Origin of the sequence: Alkalinema sp. FACHB-956, assembly GCF_014697025.1 — a bacterium.
Classification (GTDB): Bacteria; Cyanobacteriota; Cyanobacteriia; order Leptolyngbyales; family Leptolyngbyaceae; genus Alkalinema.
Genome location: NZ_JACJRC010000001.1, coordinates 208394 through 228161, shown reverse-complemented (window position 1 = coordinate 228161; position 19768 = coordinate 208394). Strand labels below are relative to the sequence as shown.

Annotated in this window: 12 protein-coding genes, 1 tRNA gene and 1 pseudogene; 8 read left to right on the top strand and 6 right to left on the bottom strand. The window is 49.1% G+C overall.

Going from position 1 to position 19768, the window contains the following annotated elements; all coding sequences use genetic code 11:
• Positions 1-65 precede the first annotated feature (65 nt).
• Both H6G21_RS00965 and H6G21_RS00960 read left to right on the top strand, forming a co-directional pair.
• Complete coding sequence (locus tag H6G21_RS00965) at positions 66-1976, top strand: response regulator (protein WP_190569573.1); 1911 nt, start codon at positions 66-68, stop codon at positions 1974-1976.
• 251 nt (positions 1977-2227) lie between these two features.
• Entirely contained in the window at positions 2228-3379 is a 1152-nt protein-coding gene (locus tag H6G21_RS00960) for a response regulator (protein ID WP_190569571.1), read from the top strand.
• A 76-nt stretch (positions 3380-3455) separates the two neighbouring features.
• On the opposite strand, the gene murF is transcribed toward H6G21_RS00960, so the two are convergent.
• Positions 3456-4814, bottom strand: coding sequence for a UDP-N-acetylmuramoyl-tripeptide--D-alanyl-D-alanine ligase (gene murF, locus H6G21_RS00955; RefSeq protein ID WP_190569569.1), 1359 nt, complete (start codon positions 4812-4814; stop codon positions 3456-3458).
• A gap of 204 nt (positions 4815-5018) precedes the next feature.
• On the opposite strand from murF, the gene H6G21_RS00950 reads away from it, so the two are divergent.
• Positions 5019-5099: transfer RNA gene (locus H6G21_RS00950), tRNA-Leu, on the top strand.
• 787 nt (positions 5100-5886) lie between these two features.
• Here the strand turns inward: H6G21_RS00950 and H6G21_RS26135 are convergent.
• Positions 5887-6690 (bottom strand): annotated as a pseudogene (locus tag H6G21_RS26135) (AAA family ATPase); the annotation flags it as partial.
• Positions 6691-7530: 840 nt separating this feature from the next.
• Between H6G21_RS26135 and btpA the strand changes: the two are divergent.
• The 3 genes from btpA (at position 7531) to H6G21_RS00930 (ending at position 10809) form a co-directional block, all read left to right on the top strand.
• The gene (gene btpA / locus H6G21_RS00940; protein ID WP_190569567.1) at positions 7531-8385 is read left to right on the top strand and encodes a photosystem I biogenesis protein BtpA; all 855 of its coding nucleotides are present in this window, start codon (positions 7531-7533) and stop codon (positions 8383-8385) included.
• Positions 8386-8612: 227 nt separating this feature from the next.
• On the top strand, positions 8613-9749 hold the full coding sequence (locus tag H6G21_RS00935; protein ID WP_190569565.1) for a response regulator: 1137 nt from the start codon (positions 8613-8615) through the stop codon (positions 9747-9749).
• A gap of 313 nt (positions 9750-10062) precedes the next feature.
• Positions 10063-10809, top strand: coding sequence for a creatininase family protein (locus H6G21_RS00930; protein ID WP_190569563.1), 747 nt, complete (start codon positions 10063-10065; stop codon positions 10807-10809).
• Between the two features lie 74 nt (positions 10810-10883).
• On the opposite strand, the gene H6G21_RS00925 is transcribed toward H6G21_RS00930, so the two are convergent.
• The 3 genes from H6G21_RS00925 to H6G21_RS00915 all read right to left on the bottom strand — a co-directional run bounded on the left by H6G21_RS00925 (position 10884) and on the right by H6G21_RS00915 (position 13415).
• Positions 10884-11897 carry a hypothetical protein gene (locus tag H6G21_RS00925; RefSeq protein WP_190569561.1) on the bottom strand — a complete coding sequence of 338 codons (1014 nt, stop codon included), beginning with the start codon at positions 11895-11897 and terminating at the stop codon, positions 10884-10886.
• A 22-nt stretch (positions 11898-11919) separates the two neighbouring features.
• On the bottom strand, positions 11920-12474 hold the full coding sequence (locus tag H6G21_RS00920) for a J domain-containing protein (protein ID WP_190569559.1): 555 nt from the start codon (positions 12472-12474) through the stop codon (positions 11920-11922).
• Between the two features lie 260 nt (positions 12475-12734).
• A complete protein-coding gene (locus tag H6G21_RS00915) occupies positions 12735-13415 on the bottom strand; it encodes a Uma2 family endonuclease (RefSeq protein ID WP_190570424.1) in 681 nt (226 codons plus the stop codon).
• Positions 13416-13671: 256 nt separating this feature from the next.
• On the opposite strand from H6G21_RS00915, the gene H6G21_RS00910 reads away from it, so the two are divergent.
• Positions 13672-15345 (top strand): ABC transporter substrate-binding protein, encoded by a 1674-nt coding sequence (locus tag H6G21_RS00910; RefSeq protein WP_190569557.1) that lies wholly within the window; start codon positions 13672-13674, stop codon positions 15343-15345.
• Between the two features lie 138 nt (positions 15346-15483).
• Positions 15484-16800 carry a DNA methyltransferase gene (locus H6G21_RS00905; protein ID WP_190569555.1) on the top strand — a complete coding sequence of 439 codons (1317 nt, stop codon included), beginning with the start codon at positions 15484-15486 and terminating at the stop codon, positions 16798-16800.
• A gap of 48 nt (positions 16801-16848) precedes the next feature.
• On the opposite strand, the gene H6G21_RS00900 is transcribed toward H6G21_RS00905, so the two are convergent.
• Positions 16849-19719, bottom strand: coding sequence for a TIR domain-containing protein (locus H6G21_RS00900; RefSeq protein WP_190569554.1), 2871 nt, complete (start codon positions 19717-19719; stop codon positions 16849-16851).
• Positions 19720-19768: the final 49 nt, after the last annotated feature.

Here is a 19768-nt window from a genome sequence, read left to right as displayed (position 1 = left end):
TATCTGATTGGGTCCCGATTCTAGGTCTGGCAGCGTTTTGTCCGTTTTGCAGCATCCCACTCATAATGAACACCTATTCGTCTTCACGCAAAGGTATTATCCTGATTGTTGATGATTCCTTGGATAATCTCAGGGTTCTATCAGCCACCTTGAGCCAACAAGGATATGCCATTCGGTGTGTCAAAAGTGGCTCCCTGGCCTTGATGAGCGTCCAAGCCTCTGCCCCGGATCTAATTTTGCTAGATATTCGGATGCCTGACATGGATGGGTTTGAAGTTTGTCGATCGCTCAAGGCTGACAAACAAAACCGTGAAATCCCGGTGATTTTTCTGAGTGCACTCGACGAAGCCATGGATAAAGTCCAAGCTTTTGCGGTAGGAGGCGCAGATTACATTACTAAACCCTTTCAGATTGAAGAAGTACTAGCGCGGGTTGAACATCAACTGACAATTCGACATTTACAAAAGCAATTATTAGAGCAACAGGAGCAACTAAAGGAGCAAAATATTCTTCTGCAGGCAGCTAAAGAACAGGCGGATGCAGCCAATCAGGCCAAGAGTGAATTCCTCGCCAGGATGAGTCACGAATTACGGACACCCCTCAATGCCGTTTTAGGGTACAGTCAACTGCTGCAACACGAGCCCTGTCTGACGCCAGCAATCAAAAACGGTTTAGATATCATTCTTCATAGTGGGGAGCATTTACTCTCTCTGATTAATGACATTTTAGATATGTCTAAGATTGAAGCGGGTAAAGTTTCTCTCAATATCAGTTGCTTTGATTTAAAAGTTCTTTTGAAAACACTGGAGGATATGTTCTATCTCAAAGCAGAAACTCAAGGACTGCAACTGATTTTTGACTACGAGCCCGAACTCCCTCGTTATATTCAAACCGATAAAAGTAAGCTCAGGCAGATCTTAATTAATTTACTGGGCAACGCAGTCAAATTTACCAGTCAAGGCGGGGTGTCAATGCGGGTTCGGGTCAGCCCTGATGCACCGGAGGGTTGCGATGCACTATCCCCAATGGAGTATTTAAATCAGCAAATCTTACAGTTTGAAATTACGGATACGGGTTTAGGCATTGCTGTGGATGATATGGATAAACTATTTCAGCCCTTTGTCCAAACCCGATCGCAGCAAACCTCTCAGCCTGGGACAGGGCTGGGGTTAGCCATTTGTCATCGATTTATTCAAATCATGGGTGGCCAAATCATGATGACCAGTCAGTTAGGGAGTGGAACCACCGTTGAATTTAAGATCCCAGTCGATGTGGCGGAAGTGGGGGAGTTGGCAGAAAGCAAAGTGCCCCAGCAGGTGGTCAGTATTGCGCCCAATCAGCCTAGCTATCGGCTTTTGGTTGCAGAGGATAAATGGACGAATCGTAAGCTTTTGGTCACAATGCTCGATCGCTTAGGGTTTGAAGTGCGGGAAGCGGAGAATGGTCAAGAAGCGATTCAAATGTGGGAAACTTGGCAACCGCATTTAATTTGGATGGATATGCGGATGCCGGTGATGGATGGGTATGAAGCGGCTCAACGGATTAAAGGTCATATCCGGGGACAGGCAACCGTTGTGATTGCCCTCACTGCGAGTGCCTTTGAAGACGATCGGTCGCTGATTCTGGATATTGGTTGTGATGATTTTGTTCGTAAACCCTTTCGTGAAGAGGTGATTGTTGAAAAACTAGAAAAACATTTGGGAGTGCGTTTTATCTATGCGGATATGTCGGTAGACCTAGATCCTTTAGCGTTACCCACAATCCGGTTAGCCTCCGATGCTTTAGATTCCTTGCCCTCAGCATGGAAATCCCAGTTTCAACAAGCTGTTTTGGAACTCAATCTCAGTCGCATGGTCGCACTCATCCATGAAATTGAAGCCCAGCATCCGACCCTTGCCAAAACGCTAATCCAGATGAGCAATGATTTTCAATACGATCAGTTAATGATTTTTTTACAGGGGGCAAATTTACTATAAGTATTGTTGTCAAGTATTGTCATCGTCAATGTTCCAATCCTTTGGGTGGTGAATGGTAATGGTGATGGTGAACGGTAATGGTGAATGGTAATGGTGAATGGTGATGGTGAACGGTTTCCCTGAAATAGTGATGGTGAATACTGATTATTCTCACTAGGCTTGGGTGTAGTCTACCTAGATGGTCAAGGAATGCTCTATATCTCGATCTCTCACTTTTTAATGATGTTTTGCAATCACAACGAATTTCAACTATGAAGTCGGATAATTTGTATTCAGCTAAAGGTAATATTCTCGTTGTCGATGATATTCCGGCCAATTTACATTTGCTAGCCAAGGTTCTGACGGATTATGGCTACACGGTTCGACTAGCGCCGAGTGGCGTTTTGGCGCTGCGATCGATCGACATTTGCTTACCCGATCTGATTCTTCTAGATATCATGATGCCAGAAATGGATGGTTATAGCGTCTGTCGATCGCTAAAAGAAAATGAAAGAACTCGGAGTATTCCAATCATTTTTATCAGCGCCCTCGACGAGGCTATGGATAAAGTCAAAGCATTTAATGTGGGGGCGGAAGATTATGTGACAAAACCGTTTCAAGAAGCTGAGGTACTAGCGCGGGTAGAACATCATTTACGACTTCAACGGTTGCAGAAACAGTTGATTGAACGCAATTTAGCCCTGGAAAAATCGAATCGGGAGCTAGAACAGTTTGCCCATGTGGTTTCCCATGATTTGCAACAACCCCTGCAAAGTGTAACGGGATTTATTAAGTTAGTCAAAATGCGGTACCAAGATAGTCTAGATGAAACTGTTTTGGAATACCTCGATCGCGTAGCGGCTGCCGGAAATCGTATGCAACAGTTAATCCATGATCTCCTCGTTTATGCCAAGGTCGGACGTGAGGCGTTAGATTGGACAGAGATTAACTGTAATTTATTGTTGGAAACCGTGATTGAAAACCTACGGGCTATGATCGATGAAAAAAATGCCTGTATTCTCTACCAAGATCTGCCGACTCTCCAGGGAAATGAAACACAGTTAATGCAACTGTTTCAAAATTTAATCAGCAATGCCTTGAAATTTGTCCAGCCCGGAATTTTACCCCAAGTCAAAATTCATGCAGAACAACGGGAGAATGCCTGGTTATTTAGCATTCATGACAATGGAATTGGAATTAAGCCAGAAAATCGAGAGCAAATTTTTGAAGCATTTCGTCGCCTATACAATAGCAAAACCTATCCTGGTACTGGCATTGGTTTGGCCACCTGTAAAAAAATTGTGGAAAGCCATGGAGGCCGCATCTGGGTGGACTCTCAATTTGGTATTGGCACCACCTTCTATTTCACGGTGGAACAACCGTTACATTCATTGAACTCCAAACAAGATTTATCTGTTTCGTAGGGGTTTATCTAGACATTTATCTAGACATTTATCTAGACTTCGTCTGAGGCTGGTTCACCATCTATGCCATTGGGAATCAAGCTGGAGAATTTGCCGATCGCAGGGCATTCACTACCCGATCGAGCCCCACTGCGCGGGAGGCTTTAAATAAAATGCGATCGCCCGGTTGCATTAGGTGTATCAACCGTTCTACTACCGCTTCATGGCTGTCAAAGGTTTCTGTCGGCACCGAAGCAGCGCCCTGGGCTAGGGCTTCCGCTTCAGCCGGATCGGCCAGAATTAGCAAGCGATCGATCTGGAGTTCCTGCACCTGTTCCCCCACTTGACGGTGGAACGGAACCGAAAATTCCCCCAGTTCCCGCATCGTGCCTAACACCGCAATATGACGACTTCCGGGCGTTTGCGCAAGGAGCTTGAGGGACGCCAGCATGGACTCCAACCCAGCATTGTAGGTTTCGTCCAAAAGCGCAATGTCATTGGGTAACTCGTAGCATTTTGCCCGTCCGCCCGGTAGATCGACGGTTAACCCCGACTCAAAGGGCTGCCAACTCAAATGCAACGCCTTCAAAACCGCCAGCGCCCCCAGGTAATTGATCGCGTTGTGCTCTCCAGGTAAGGGCAGAGGATATCGCACCCCCGCAATTTCGATCGTGTCTCCATCGGGCAACTGACCTTGCAAATCCCCTTGGGTAAACCCATAGGACAAGGTTTTGCCCTGCCAGACCTTGGCGGCTGTTTGAGCCAATAGGGCATTATCCGCATTGAAAATCGCCAACTTATCCGGTGCCAATTCTGCGAACAATTCACACTTCGCTTTCGCGATCGCCTCACGGGAACCCAGCAATTCAATATGGGCCGTCCCCACCGTGGTAATTAATCCGATCGTCGGTTCGGCAATCTGCGCCAGTTCAGCAATTTGGCCCCGACCGCGCATTCCCATTTCAATCACCGCAAAATCGTGATCGGCATCCAATTGCAACAGGGTCAGCGGTACGCCAATTTCATTGTTAAAATTCGCCTGACTTTTGAGCACCTTGCCGGAGTGGGAGAGCAGGGCCGCCACCAGTTCCTTCATCGTGGTTTTGCCAACGGATCCCGTAATACCAATCACCGGGATATTAAACTGTTGCCGCCACCAGCGCCCGATCGCCTGATAGGCTTTCAGCGTATCGTCTACCTGGACTAAGGGGAGGGCGGAGTCTGCAACGGGATATTGCCGATCGACGATGGCCGCCACTGCCCCCTGGGCGATCGCCGCTTCCACAAACTGATGGCCATCAAATCGCTCACCCCGCAGGGCCAGGAACAGTTGTCCCGGCTGGATGGCACGGCTATCGGTGGTGATGCCTTGGGCAACCTGGGCTAAATCTTGCAGATGGTAGCCAGTGGCATGGGTGATTTCGATGAGTTGAGCCAGGGTTGATTGGAACGGCATAGGTGGGGATAGCAGGGTAAGTAAGGGCGATCGCGCTAGCCAACCATTGAAAACCGAATAGTTCCCTTTGACAAGTCATTGGTGATCAATCATGGGTGATCAATGTGCTCAATACATTTCCAAGATTTTCTGGGCAAAATACTAGCCAAACAGATTTTTTTTGCTATAATACTAAAGCTTGGGAAAACCAAGAGGTAACTGTGCGCGGATGTGGCGGAATTGGTATACGCGCACGCTTGAGGTGCGTGTGGCATTGCCTTGCGAGTTCGAGTCTCGCCATCCGCATAAAAGGGGGAGAAGTCAAAAGCTTCTTCCCCTTTTTGCATTTCACCGTCTAAATTCCCACCAATCCCCAAGGCTGGCCAGTCCCCCAAAACTAGCTCAACCGAAATTCCTTGCTCCAAGCCGGAAATTCTTGGCCTATTTCTCGCCCATAAATCTGCAACCGAGAAATATGTTGGGTCCCGACCGTTTGAATGACCTGGCGCATTAAGACCACCATTTTGCTCATCTCCGGCGCAGTGGCCGCCTCAAACATCACCTGTAAACAACCATCCCGTAAATTGGTTTTGGCCTGAATTTGCTGACTTTGTAGCGGCTGGTTTTGTAGCGGCTGACTCTGTAGCGGCTGGCTTTGTAGCGGCTGGTTTTGTAGCGATCGTGCCAATAAGGTGCGAATTTGGATTAACGTACTTTCGGCGGTTGATTGCGGGGGGTCGATCGGCGCGGGCGGCGGCGGTTGCAGCGCAGTGGTAGCCATGGGAGTTGCAGCCATGGGAGTTGCAGCTGTTGGAGTGGGATTGGCATTGGTGGGGTTGGCATTGGTGGCATTGACGGACTGGCTGGCGGGTCCGATCGTCCATTCAGCGGGAACCGGGGGCGGCGGTTGGTCGTAGCCTTGGCTGATCCCTGGGGGGATGGGTGCCCCGATCATCTGGCCGGTTGGCTGGGTCGGCACTGGCAGATTCTCCGCCCCAGAGATTTCTTCTGCCCTTTCCTCAGATTTTTCCCCAGGCAGTTCCACGGACAAGTCTGAGGTTGCCTCTCGGGTGGTTCCCAAATATTCATCCACGGGAATATCCTCTGGCTGGAGTGTCGTCAGTAAGCTATCGGTCAAATCATATTGACTAACGGTTGCAAGGCGATTGGCCTGCCGTTCTACGATTTTTTCAAATAAATTTCGCACCATGCGGGCATTGCCAAAGGTTTTATCCCGACTTTCATAGACATGGTGTAGGACTTGCAGCGTGGCTTGTTGGGCGGGGGGCGTCAGGGTGAAATGGCTTTTCTCTGCCAGTTTGAGGAAGATTTCTAACAGCTCTTCTGGCCTGTAGTCGTTGAAGTAGAAATAACGGTTAAAGCGGGATTTTAAACCCGGATTGGACTCAATAAAGCTCTGCATTTCCGCTTGATAGCCCGCCACGACCACGACTAGCCGATCGCGGTGATCTTCCATGCGTTTCAGCAAAGTATCGATCGCTTCTTGGCCAAAGTCACGACCATCGCCGGGGGGTTTGAGGGTGTAGGCTTCGTCGATAAATAGCACCCCATCTAGGGCTTGGGTCACCAGTTCATCCACATTCTGCGCCGTTTGTCCGACATAGCCTGCCACCAGCCCCGATCGATCGGTTTCCACCAAATGCCCTTTGCTCAGGAACCCTAAATCTTTGTAGATCTTGCCCATCAGCCGCGCCACGGTGGTTTTTCCGGTTCCCGGTGGCCCACAAAAGACCGCATGGAGGGAGACCGGGGTTTTCGCCAGTCCCCGCTGCGATCGCACCTGTTGCACCCGCAGAAAATTCGTCAGGGTTTTGACCTCTTCTTTCACCTCCGCCATGCCAATTAACCGATTCAACTCCGCCATGACATCCGATAGTGGAGCCGGATTGGGCGAAGTCGCCGTTGGATTGGCCGCGCGATCGTTCCCTGACAAATTAACTGCCGGATTGGCTACATTACTAGAACTGTTATGCAATAACTTCCAAATCGACGACAGGGCATCCATTTCCTGCATGGTGACTTGGTTATCGGCTTTGATAATGATCTGGGCAAATCGATAGATGGCGTTGATGACATGGCTAGTGTACTGCGTCCCTCGATTGCGGTCGATCGCCTCCAGCAGTCCCGGTAACTCCAAGCGATCGACGGCTCCATCCTGTTGCGTAAAGTCCATGATCAGCTTGAGCGTCTGCTTCTCATACTCCCGTCGGGTCTGGCTGGAGTAATCCCACAGATGCAACGCCACATTTAATTTGTCCTTGTCTGCTTTGACCAGCCCAAACAGCACCAAGTAGGCCAGTAACTCATTGGAGCTGATATTGGCATTGCTGCGACCACAGATGCGCACCACCCGCGCCAAGTCCGTCAGCACATAATCTCCATAGGCTGGCCCTAAGGCCAAAACTGGGGCAAGCGCCTTGTAGAGCAGATTGGCTTCCTTAATAATCTCCTTGGCTTGCACGGCAGTTCTCCACAGATAAAAGGCTCAGGGTGGATCCTTGGGGATCGGGCTGTTTCCTTCTTACACTATGCCCGATCTATCGATCGAAATATGGGGTCTAAATCACTTCGCAGGCGACAACTTGCCATCAGCTTCTGGGCCAGATCTCCGTAAAAGGCAAAGTAAAAGGCAAATCTAAATTAAATCTAAACGGGTCTCGTTTTACGATAGATGTAAGATAGACCTTGCTTCAAAACGCCAAGACTCATAGCTCACGTGGACTTAAAACAAATCTTCAGAACTCCTAATCCTATCATTGGTGTCGTGCATTTGATGCCCCTGCCCACCTCTCCTCGCTGGGGAGGCAGCCTGCGGGCGATTGTCGATCGCGCTGAACAAGAAGCAACGGCCTTGGCGGCAGGGGGCGTTGATGGCATTATTGTGGAAAACTTTTTTGATGCGCCCTTTCCCAAAGATCAGGTCGATCCGGCGGTGGTGAGTGCCATGACGGTGGTGATCCAGCGGCTGCAAAGCCTGGTCACAGTGCCGATCGGGATTAATGTATTGCGGAACGATGCTCGCAGTGCGATCGCGATCGCCAGTTGCGTCGAGGCTCCCTTTATCCGGGTGAATGTGTGGACGGGCGCAATGGTCACCGATCAGGGTGTCATTGAAGGCAAAGCCCACGAACTGATGCGCTATCGCCGGGAACTGGGCAGCGATGTCAAGATTTTTGCCGATGTCTTAGTGAAACATGCCCGACCTTTGGGAACGCCCAACCTGACGACTGCGGTTCAGGACACGATCGAGCGAGGTTTGGCCGATGCGGTGATTTTCTCCGGTTGGGCCACGGGCAGTCCTCCCGATCTCCAAGATTTGGAACTCGCCAGCAGTGCCGCCCAGGATACCCCCGTCTTCATCGGTAGTGGAGCCACCTGGGAGAATATTCCGCAACTCATGCAAGCGGCAGATGGGGTGATTGTCTCCAGTTCCCTCAAGCGACAAGGCAAACGGGATAACCCGATCGACCCTATCCGCGTCAGTCGCTTTGTGGAAGCAGCCCGTCGCAGCGTCACCCTCAAACATAGCCAACCCAGCGAAACCCAGCCCGTACAGCAAGTACGAGCCTAGGCGATGCACCCTGACGTTTAAGGGGGATTTGGGGGGGAGTATTACCCTGCCATCGGCGCGGATTTTTCTAGAATTACCATGAGATCTTCGCCGGAAATGGGAACACTGAGTCTATCGTCTAGACACTCCCCCCAAAACCCGACTCATCACTGTTGGTTGGGATTTCTCTGGGCCATTGGGCGGAGGTGTGCAGAGACGCTGACTCCATCCTGCACGAGTGCTCCCTTATGCGCCTACAGTTACCTCCTGGCATCAGTTACTACATTCGTAAGTTACTTCGACAAAATCTCGATCGCTTAAAATTTGAAGGCCAACAGGGAGATGGGATCCAGCCAGATGCAACCAGCGATCTCAATGTCGTGTTGGCCAGCCTCTACAGTAACGAGCAGCGGATCAACTCAGTGGTCGATGAGTTGGAGCGACTCGCCCTAGTACACCAGAGCCTCAGTGGGCAGAGTGCCAGGAACCGTTCGGAACTGCAAAAAGCTGAAGAAAAAATCTTTTCACTATTACACCTCAAGCCCTTCGACGGTAACCATAAGGGCACCGTACTGATTGTGGATGATGTGCAGAGTAACCTGACGCTCCTATCAGCCGCACTCAAACGACAAGGCTATGACATTCACACAGCCCTGTCCGGGAAGGAAGCCATGGCGTCGATTCAGAATGCCATTCCCGATGTGGTGCTGTTGGACATTATGATGCCCGATATGGATGGCTATGCCGTCTGCGAATATTTGCGTAACTATACTCTGACACAGGATATTCCGGTTATTTTTGTCAGTGCGATTCATGATGCATCGAGTAAGGTAAAAGCCTTTGGACTAGGGGGCTCAGACTACATCACCAAGCCCTTTCAGATTGAGGAAGTTTTGGTGCGGGTCGATAACCAACTGAAAATTCGCAGCCTGCAAAAGCGCCTAGAAAACCAGAATGTTCGCCTCCAGGATGAACTGACAGAACGGCGGCAAATGGAAGAACGCTATGTCAGTTTGTTTGAACGATCGAGCGAAGGGATGTTTCAAAGCAGTCCTGAGGGGCAGTTCTTGAAAGTGAACCGCGCCTTAGCCAATCTCTACAAATACGCTTCCTGCGAGGATCTGATTGCTGCTATGACGGATATTAGTACCCAGCTTTATGTGCAACCAGAGCGGCGGCAAGAACTGGTGCAGCAATTACGCCAACAGGGACATATTTTGGGAGCAACCTCTGAGGTCTATTGCCAAGATAGAAGTACTCTGTGGATTACTGAAAATATCTATGCTGTCCGGGATGCACGGGGCAAGATTCTCTATTACGAGGGCACAGTCCATTCTGCCGAACGCAGCTCTGCGATGCCGATGCCGCAATTACAGTTATCTTAAAGCGGGGGCTATCCGATCGATTTATATCGATCTACGTTGGGATAATTTGGAATGCGATCGCAGTTTTATAGCCGCATCTGGATGGTTTGATTGCCTGAAATCTTGCGTAATCTGAGTTTTGCGCAATCTATATCTTGCGCAATCTATATCTTGCGTAATCTGAGTTTTGCGCAATCTGAGTTTTGCGCAATCTATGTTTGCAATCTATTGTGTGCAATCTGATCTGTGACATGTAGGCTGCTGTTAATTCACGTCTAACTGATGGGATTTCCTATTCTAAGATAGAAACAGAAGCCTCATTGGGATCTGATTTATGCTGCTGCATCTGTGTACTTGGCCGGAAGTGGAAACCTATCTCCAACGATCGCGGGGGATTTTGCTGCCGATCGGGTCTACGGAGCAGCATGGGCCAACGGGGTTGATTGGAACGGATGCCATCTGTGCTGAGGCGATCGCGAAGGGGGTGGGCGAGGCAACAGAAACGTTGGTGGCACCAACGATTAATGTGGGGATGGCGTTGCACCACATGGCCTTTCCAGGGAGTATGAGCCTGAAGCCCAGTACGTTAATTCTAGTAATTCGTGATACCGTCACGAGTTTGGCCAAGGCAGGATTCCGTAAGTTTTTCTTTATCAATGGCCATGGCGGTAATGTGGCGACGCTGAAGGCGGCCTTTGCGGAAACCTATGCCTACCTGGGGGAAATGGGGCTGGCAGGGGCTGAGGATGTGCAATGCACGGTCTGCAATTGGTATATGGGGGGTGGGGTATATCGGCTCGCCAAGGAACTCTATGGAGATCAGGAGGGTTCCCACGCGACGCCGAGTGAGGTGGCGGTGACGCAGTTTATTTATCCAGAAGCGATTAAGACTGCGCCGTTGAGTGAGCCTGTGGCCAAGGGACATAGGATTTATGGCGCGATCGATTTTCGGCGGCGCTATCCCGATGGGCGCATGGGATCGAATCCAGCCTTGGCAACGCCGGAGCATGGCCAGCAGTTCTACGAGTTAGCCGTGAAGGAAATCACCCAGGATTATCTAGCCTTTTTGCAAGCGGAGTAGAGATGGTAGAAGTGGAATAATGTTACTGAGTGAACAGGGATGCTTGATGCGATCTCTTACGTTGGGCAGAGAGACTACTCAACTAGTGGCTTAAGTATTCTTTTTGAATTGGATAATATAATGGCTACCTTTGTTGCTTGATCTACATTTTCTTCAGAAAAAAGAGAATTGCCGAATTCCTCAATATATCGCTCCATATCTTCTATGGTGCATGTAACATGGCTTCCCCCCATCCATTTATGAAAATGGGTGTGGATATCAGAAGCAATAGCGATGAGATTTGCTTCCATGTCAGCGAGATGAGGGTAAGTATTTTTATCAAATAAATGATGAACCTCTAGATCAAATTTTTCTACTGATTGACGACGATTAGTTAGTTGACAACGTCCTTTAGCATATGATCTAACACGATCCATAGCCCGTTTGATCCGCTTGGCTCGATCAGCTTCATGTTTCTCAATTGCTTCCAAAGCTGGAGGTGCATAATCAGCAACAACTTTTGCCCATTCCTGTCGATGCTTTTGAGTTAGACGCTTTCCTAAATGTTTACTAACTGACGCTAGACCAGATTGACTAAAATACTGTGAATTTGCCTCATGTATGAAAAAGTCAATATCGATTTTTAGTGGTTCAATCTCTATATTTTCAGAACGCTGAATCTCTTGGAAAGTTCTGTTGAGGATATCTTGGCGTTTTCCCAGTCCAAGCACTTCTCGACAAGCTCTGGGGCCTAGAAATGCTCTACCATTTCTGAAAATAATTTGTCCTTTCAGTTGGCTGATTTCCTGAACATGTTTTGCAACCATCAGACCTTTGAGTCTGCGATCACGCTGTAATAACCAACGCTTCCATCGCTGAAGTAAAGGACGCTCTTTCTGGTTCTCTTCTAGATAATTACAAATCTCAACTGCGCCCTCTGCACTAAAGACTCTCGAACCATAAGGCCCCCACTCAAAGTGAATACCCGTGATTAAAACCCAATCATCATTTGGATCGGCATCGAAGAAGTCGCAAATATCAGTTAACCTTCCTACTGAGATATCTAGTGCACCTGCTAGTTCTTTATCCGTAATGTTACACTTTCCCATTAGTCTTCTATTTCCTTTACCATCAATAAGCAGCCAACAAACTGTCTCGCATAATTTTTAGTTGTTCAAAAACTGCTGAATTTCCACCACGGTCTGGATGATGTTCCTTTGCAAGTTTATTAAATGCTGACTTAATTTCATCAGCTGTAGCAGTTTTAGGATCTAGATCAAAGACTTTCCAAGGCAAGAAATTTCGTAATACATCGACTCCATTAATCGAGGTGTTTCCAATCGAGTTTCGTTCGCTTTCAGGCAAACCTACAAACTTTCGGTACACTTTTAACCAAGCTGCTTTAGTATTCATTTGCAAGTGATTTTCTTGGACAAATAGCTTAAAGCTACTATCCCTTTTCAATTCCTGGTACGACGAACAATCAAATGCACTGATGACGGCATTTTTTAAATCCTGCATACTTGGTTCGACGAGCTTAAAAGTCCCCCCATTAATAAACTCAGCAAAACTCAGCAAAACTTGCTCATCATAGCCATATTGCTGCGAAAGTTCACGCACTTTAGCCCTAACTTGATTAATATTGGGGCGAACTGATCGTTTATTTGAGCTAGATTTTTTGGCCATACTTCTAACAAACTTAGCCTTTAAGGAGTTGAGTAACCTACATCTACTCAAGCATTACTATAGGATGCCTTAGTTTTCAGGAGAAATATCTACTTTTAAGCATCATTATTCGAAAATTAAAATATTGAGACTTATATTTCATGAAAATAAAATATAGCCACCTTCAGCAATCACTCCAATGAAGTACATTATTGTCAAAGCATACTGACCAGGAATACAATGTATTGGTTAGATCCTATAGAATCTATGTCAGTCTATAGTCAATCTAGATGATCAGGGGAAATTCCATTTTTGATGATCTCAAGTGTTTGGTGAACCCATTCCCGTAGCGTTCTTTCTGCTGCAATTTCATCCACTTGAGCTTGGGCTAGAAATTCATCCAACTTTGTTTTAGGCACAAACGGAAAGGTGGGACTGGTAGACACCTCTTGGTATTGCTCCCCGCAGCGTTGATAAATTCGCCAATCTTGCCCATCATATCGCCAAAACTCCGGAACTCCCATTTGAGCATAGAGGGCTAATTTATCCAGATCCGTATGGGTAATATCCACTTCCACCACTAAATCCGGCGGTGGATCTTGCTGGAGGTTCACCGTTTTCCCAGACACCTGAGCCTGATTCTGGATATAATAGGCTTTGTCCGGTTCCGCCCCCCGATCGAGATCCTCCCGCATCAGCGTTGTCGATCCTAGCGTTTTAATTTTTTGCCCCGTTTCCGCTACCAGAAAGTAAATAAACCGTCCAATCAGTTCACTATAAAACTCGTGTTCTTCCAGCGGCATCTTAATTTCCAACGTTCCCCGATCGTAAGTCAGTCGAGCCGCCCTCCGATCGCCCAAGGCTTGCAAAATTTGCTGATAGGCCGACCAATTTAAGTTGTAAAAAACGACCCGCTGCTCACCTACCAATTGTCGCGATTGGATCGAAGACACTGCAACCATAATCATTTGCCAACTCTATCAGGATTTTCAAACCGTCTGGGGCATTTCAGAATGGGAAGCCTCTCCGTATCATAAACCAGGGAACCTAGATCGTAATGGTAATATCTAGTATGCGCCTTCTTCCAGGTGGTTGCAGCTTGGGGCATTATCCATTAACCGTGGATAATCGTCCGCTACAGGGCATCAGCGACCTACGGCGGTGCTGTTAATTTTGTGGAGTTCCTAGTCTCCACAGGCCATTCCACGGTATCCGAGGATGAATCGACGATCTTCCCTTGCCAGCAGACCGATTACCCTACGATCGCTCCTGACCAAACTGGGCCTTTTCTTCTGTGCTTGCCTGATGATTGTCAGTTGCAGCGCCAGCCAGCCGGGGGCTCAAAGGGGGGCCAAACCGGGCGACTATGGCCGCATCACCCTTGGAACCACTGCCAACATCAGCACGATCGACCCTGCCGATGCCTACACCAGCTTTGAAGGGATGTTGCTGTATAACCTCAGCGATCGGCTCTACACCTACAAACTGGGAACCCGCGAACTCGTCCCCCAACTGGCCATGAGCCTCCCAAAAGTCAGTGCCGACGGTTTGACCTACACCATCCCCCTGCGCCAAGGCGTTGTCTTCCACGATGGCACCCCCTTCGATGCCGCTGCCATGGCCTTTTCCCTAGAACGCTTCATGAAAAACGGTGGATCGCCCTCATTCCTACTCTCGGACGCGATCGACCAAGTAAAAGCCAGCGCCCCCTACGAACTGACCATTAAACTTAAAAAGCCCTTTGCCGCTTTCCCAGCGCTGCTTGCTTTCTCCGGAGCCTGTGCCGTTTCTCCCAAGGCTTACACGATTAAAGAAGGGGAATTTAAACCCAAGGAAGTCGTGGGAACTGGGCCTTATAAATTGGTCGCGTTTAACGTCGATCGATTACGATTGGAACCCTTTGAGCAATACTGGGGAGGTAAGCCGAGCAATGCTGGAATTGATGTACAAATCTTTTCAAGTCCAGCCAACTTATACAACGCCTTCCGAACCGGAGCCGTCGATCTCGCCACCCAGAGCCTCGCGATCGAACAAATCCGCAACCTCAAGGACTCCGTTGCTCAAAAACATTGGCAAATCATTGAGCAAGCAGGCAGTGGCATTGACTATTTAACCCTTAATCTCAATTCTCCGCCCTTAGATCAGAAAGCTGTGCGGCAAGCGATCGCGGCCCTGGTCGATCGATCGTTATTACAATCGCGCATTTTTGAACAACAGGTTGACCCACTCTACAGTCTGATTCCGGCTACCTTGCCGGAACATGTGCCCACGTTTAAAACCCAGTATGGCGATCGCAACATCGACAAAGCCAAGGAACTCCTGCAAAAAGCGGGATTTTCTGCCCAGAACCCCTTGAAGGTCGAACTCTGGTATCGATCGAATCTCACTAACGATCAATTATCTGTGGTGACACTGAAGGCATTGGCTAAGAAAACCATGGGAGGAATGCTAGAGTTGCAACTGAATGGTGTGGAATCAGTCACTGCCTACAACAATTTAGATAAGGGTGTCTATCCTATGATGTTGCTAGATTGGACACCGGATTACATTGACGCCGATAGTTACCTCCAACCCTTTGTGGATTGTACTAAAGGCGATGCTAAAAACGGTTGTAGTGATGGCCAATCAGTCTTGCAAGGGTCGTTTTACTATAGCGATCGCGCGAATCAACTCCTCGCCCAAAGTCGTCAAGAACAGAATCCTATGCAACGCCAAAAACTCTTTGCGGAATTGCAAGCGATCGTGGCGGAGGATGTCCCGTTTATTCCTCTTTGGCAAAGCAAGGATTTTCTGTTTGCCCAACAGGATATTTTGGGAGCCAGTCTGGAAGCGACCCAAAAAATTCCTTTCTGGAAACTCCAACGATCGACTGCTAGTTACCCGCCCACCTAGATCTGAAAGGATCGACGATCTGAAAGAATCGATCGAAGCTCACCGTTGCGAGAAAACCGTGCAGGAGCCAAGAGACATGGTAAGCTAGTGTCTGAATTGGTCTTTTTGCAGCTAGTCACACTACGGGTAGTGTCTTCTATGGGCAGTGTTTCCCCCCAGGATTTAAGCCGACCGGAAATTAATCAACTACGATCGTGCGATCGGGCTGCCCATGACTGGTATCGCTTTGTCCTGTCCTTTCCGGCCCATTTAGTGCAGGAATATCTGGAAAAGTTCGCGATCGGGCCTGACCAGACGATGCTCGATCCCTTTTGTGGCACGGGTACAACCGTTGTGGAAGGCAAAAAGTTGGGCATTGCCAGTGTTGGGGTGGAAGCCAATCCCATGGCCTGGTTTGCGGGGTCAGTTAAGCTGGATTGGACGCCGGATCCCGCTGAACTGCGGCACCAAGCGGAGCAAATTGCCGATCGCGCCACCGCTCAGCTTCAGCAAGAAACCCAACTGCGGGAATTGTCTGAAGAAGCCAGCAAGTTACTCCTGAAGAATTCCATTAGTCCGCGCCCGCTCCATAAATTGCTGGTACTGCGGGAGACGTTGGAAACGTGGGGACATAAGAGCGATCGACCGATCGATCGTCATCTTAAACTAGCCCTTGCCAGAACAGCGGTATCCGATGTCAGCAACCTGTATTTTGGCCCCGAAGTTGGGGTGGGTAAAGCTAAGGATGATGCGGAGGTGGTGCAGGCATGGCTCGATCGAGTGCAGGCGATGGTGCAGGACTTGCAATATCTCAAGACTTTGCCCAGCATTGCTGCTACGGTTCACCATGGTGATTCTCGCAACATTTTGCCATTGCTTGCACCACAATCGATCGATACGATCATCACATCCCCCCCTTACCCGAACGAAAAAGACTACACTCGCACGACTCGACTGGAATCTGTTCTCCTGGGCTTTCTGCAAACCAAAGCAGATTTACGATCGCTGAAACAGGGACTACTACGATCGAATACGCGCAATGTTTATGCGGCTGACCAGGATGATCAATGGGTCGCGAAACATCCTGAAATTCAACGCATTGCCCAGGAAATTGAACAAAGACGCATTGACTTGAACAAAACCAGCGGATTCGAGCGTCTGTATCACCGGGCGGTCAAACTCTACTTTGGGGGCATGGCCAAGCATTTAGCGGATTTGCGCACGATTCTGCGGCCTGGGGCGCAATTGGCCTATGTCGTGGGGGATCAGAAGTCCTACCTGCAAGTGATGATTCGGACGGGGGAATTGCTGGCCAATGTGGCGGAGGGGTTAGGGTATGAGGTGATTAATATTGACCTATTTAGAACCCGGATTGCCACCGCAACTAAGGAGCAAATGCGTGAGGAAGTCGTTCTCCTACGCTGGCCTGGAACGTTTCCCGATCGCCCCTATCCCTACAGCGATCGACTTCTCTAGCGATCGATCAGGTAGGGTGTCCGTGTTTGTGCCTGTTGGATAAGCGATCTAACGTCGTCGATCGTCACAAAATTGGCGATCGCGAATGCTATCTGGATTTTTTAAGGCTGCTTGATTGGTTGTTAAGTAATCATGAAGCCAATTGCAACTACGATCTAATAGGGAATCTAACTGTAAATTCTGAAGATTCCAAACGAGGACTCGTTTATCATCACTAGCAGAAGCAAGTTTTTGACCATCGGGGCTAAAGCTGAGTCCATAGATTCCACTGCGGTGACCATTCAGACTGGCAATTAAGCGACCATCCAAGTGCCACAATTTGATCGAGCGATCGTCACTGGAAGAGGCGATCGTTTGACCATCGGGACTAAAGCGCACGGCGAGAACGATATCTTGGTGGCCAGTCAGTGTTCTCAGTAGCGTTCCATCTGGTTTCCAGAGCTTGACAGTACGATCGTTACTCGTTGATGCAAGGGTTTGACCATCGGGGCTAAAAACGACATCGTGAATTGCTTGAGCGTGGGCAGGAAACGTTTTGACAGGTTTTGTTTGTTGTTTCAGAAATCCAGCAATACTCCACAGTTGAATCTCGCCTTGCTCAGTACCCAGGATAATGAACTGGCCATCGGGGCTAAAGTTCACATTATCTAGCCTTGTGCTGGAGGTTTTGACCTGCGAGATCGGGGTGCCATCCACTTTCCAGACATACAGCGTTCCATCTGCATCCACTGCTGCAATCCATTGACTGTCTGGACTGAATTGAACTCGATGGATGGTTTGAGCTGTCGGCAGTTGCTTGTTCTCATGCTTGTTATCAGTGCCGTTCCAATCCCATATCATGACTTTTTTGTCGGCTCCGGCGGAGGCTAGTAATTTGCCATTGGGACTAACACTGACACTGTAAATGCGATCTTGGTGGCTTTTTAAAACTTGTTTTAAATCCCCGTTGGGTAACCACAGTCGTAGGGTTTTATCACTACTGCCCGACACGATTTGCTGGCCATCGGGGCTAAAGCTGACGCTGTTCACGGGTTCTTCGTGGCCGATGAGCGGTGACAGAATACTGCGATCGAAGCGCCATAGTTTCAGAGTGGCATCTTGGCTGGCGGAGGCGAGGAGTAATTGGTTGCGATCGGGGGCAAAAGTGATCCCGTTAATCATGCCGCTGTGGCCCTTGAGGGATTCCAAAAAGGTGCCATCCTGCCAGCGCCAGAGGTCAATCACTTTATCAGCACTGGCCGTGGCGAGGATGCGACCATCGGGACTGAAGGCTAAGCCATAGAGGGGGCGTTCGGAGTCGGGTTGGGCAAACTGTCGCAGGATTTTCCCACTCTTGGAATCCCAAAGGGTAATTTTGCCTTTCAGGTCAACAGCAGCGATCGCACGGCCATCGGGACTGAATTTAACCTGGGAAATTAAGTCCTTAGCGCCCTTTAATTTCCTGAGGACTTTGCCCTCGATCGACCATAGGCGCACGAATTTATCTTCGCCTGCGGAAGCCATGAGGGTGCCATCGGGACTGGGCGCTAAGCTGTAAATGGCTTTGGGATGTTGGCGGAGAATGACGCCCGGTTTGCCCTCGATCGACCATTTGCGAATCGTACCGTCTTCCCCCGCCGACCATAGGGATTGTCCATCGCGGCTAAAGAAAACACTATTCACGGCGTCTTTATGGCCGGATAAGACGGGGCCAGGGGTGCCATCGCGCTGCCACAGCCGCACGGTGCCATCTTTGCTAGCGGAAGCCAGTTGCTGACCATTGGGACTGAAGGTGACAAAAAAGACCCCGGATTGATGACCTTCTAGGGTGGCGATGGGTTGACCGTTCAACTGCCATAACCGCACGGTTTTGTCACCACTGGTTGATGCCAGAATTTGACCATCGGGGCTGAACTCTACTCCCATAGCCCAGTCTTTATGGCCTTCCAAGCGATTGGCTTCCATCACCCAGTAGGCTGCTTGCAGGGCGGTATCCGTAATTTTTTGCTGGGTTTCTGGTGTAGCCCAGGTGGCTTGTTTTAAGAGCCGACTGGCGCGGAGGCTTTGGATTAAGGCATCGAAGACGTTATTTTCCTTAAACAGTGCTTCAGAAAAGGCTCCCAAGGTTTTGATTTCATTGACCGTGGCCATTTGATATTGACGATAGGCAAAAACGCCCAATCCGCTGGCAATCAAAAAAGCGGCTGTCATCGTGCCTAGCATCGTTCGTTGCAACCGAATCAGCGATCGCTGCTGGGCTCGCTCTGTACGGCGACTGGTGTCGATATATTGCAGCTGTAGGGTACTGGGTTCGGGTTGCTTTGTGGCTCCTTCGATGCACCATTGTTCGGCCCGTTCTAGGTCTGTTCCCCGCAGCAAAAAGCTTTCATCCTTATCGTGATTCTGCCATTCCTGGGCGCGGAGTAATAGCCGCGTGTGGGCTCGCACGTGCGGTAAATCTGTATCTAGAGCCTCTGCTAATTTGGCAAAAGACTCATCCCAATTGTCTTCCGATCGAAAAAAGATCCAATTTAAATCAGCCAGCGGTTTGGGAGCCTCTTTAGGATTGACGTTTTCACAAACGATCGGGATTAATCGTTTGTTCATCTGCAAGGCGGTTTCATACTCCACCTGGCATTCGTAAGATGCGAGGTATTCCGGGCTTAGTACGGCAATGAAGCTATCCGCTGCGGAAATCCCTTGGTGAATTTCGGCGCGCCAATCAACGCTAGGTGGAATGTCTGCCCAATCAATCCAAATGCTGCGTTGTTGCTTTTGCAGATCTTGATAGAACGCTTGAATGAATTCCAGATTGCGCCGACAGTAGGAAATGAAGAGATCAAATTGACTCTCGGGAAGTTGATTGGAATCCGTCTCGGCAGCGGGCTGGGGCTGGGGGGGCTCGGAAGGACGATCGGAGGAATGCTCGGGGTCATGCATAGAACATAGCAATCATAGAACACAGCAATCAAAACTAGGAGCAAGAAGA

Coding starts and splice junctions, on each gene's coding strand:
- H6G21_RS00910 (WP_190569557.1), top strand. CDS start 13,672: ATGAATCGACGATCTTCCCTTGCCAGCAGACCGATTACCCTACGATCG.
- H6G21_RS00905 (WP_190569555.1), top strand. CDS start 15,484: ATGGGCAGTGTTTCCCCCCAGGATTTAAGCCGACCGGAAATTAATCAA.
- murF (WP_190569569.1), bottom strand. CDS start 4,814: ATGCCGTTCCAATCAACCCTGGCTCAACTCATCGAAATCACCCATGCC.
- H6G21_RS00925 (WP_190569561.1), bottom strand. CDS start 11,897: ATGGGAAAGTGTAACATTACGGATAAAGAACTAGCAGGTGCACTAGAT.
- H6G21_RS00900 (WP_190569554.1), bottom strand. CDS start 19,719: ATGCATGACCCCGAGCATTCCTCCGATCGTCCTTCCGAGCCCCCCCAG.
- H6G21_RS00915 (WP_190570424.1), bottom strand. CDS start 13,415: ATGGTTGCAGTGTCTTCGATCCAATCGCGACAATTGGTAGGTGAGCAG.
- H6G21_RS00930 (WP_190569563.1), top strand. CDS start 10,063: ATGCTGCTGCATCTGTGTACTTGGCCGGAAGTGGAAACCTATCTCCAA.
- H6G21_RS00920 (WP_190569559.1), bottom strand. CDS start 12,474: ATGGCCAAAAAATCTAGCTCAAATAAACGATCAGTTCGCCCCAATATT.
- H6G21_RS00965 (WP_190569573.1), top strand. CDS start 66: ATGAACACCTATTCGTCTTCACGCAAAGGTATTATCCTGATTGTTGAT.
- H6G21_RS00960 (WP_190569571.1), top strand. CDS start 2,228: ATGAAGTCGGATAATTTGTATTCAGCTAAAGGTAATATTCTCGTTGTC.
- H6G21_RS00935 (WP_190569565.1), top strand. CDS start 8,613: ATGCGCCTACAGTTACCTCCTGGCATCAGTTACTACATTCGTAAGTTA.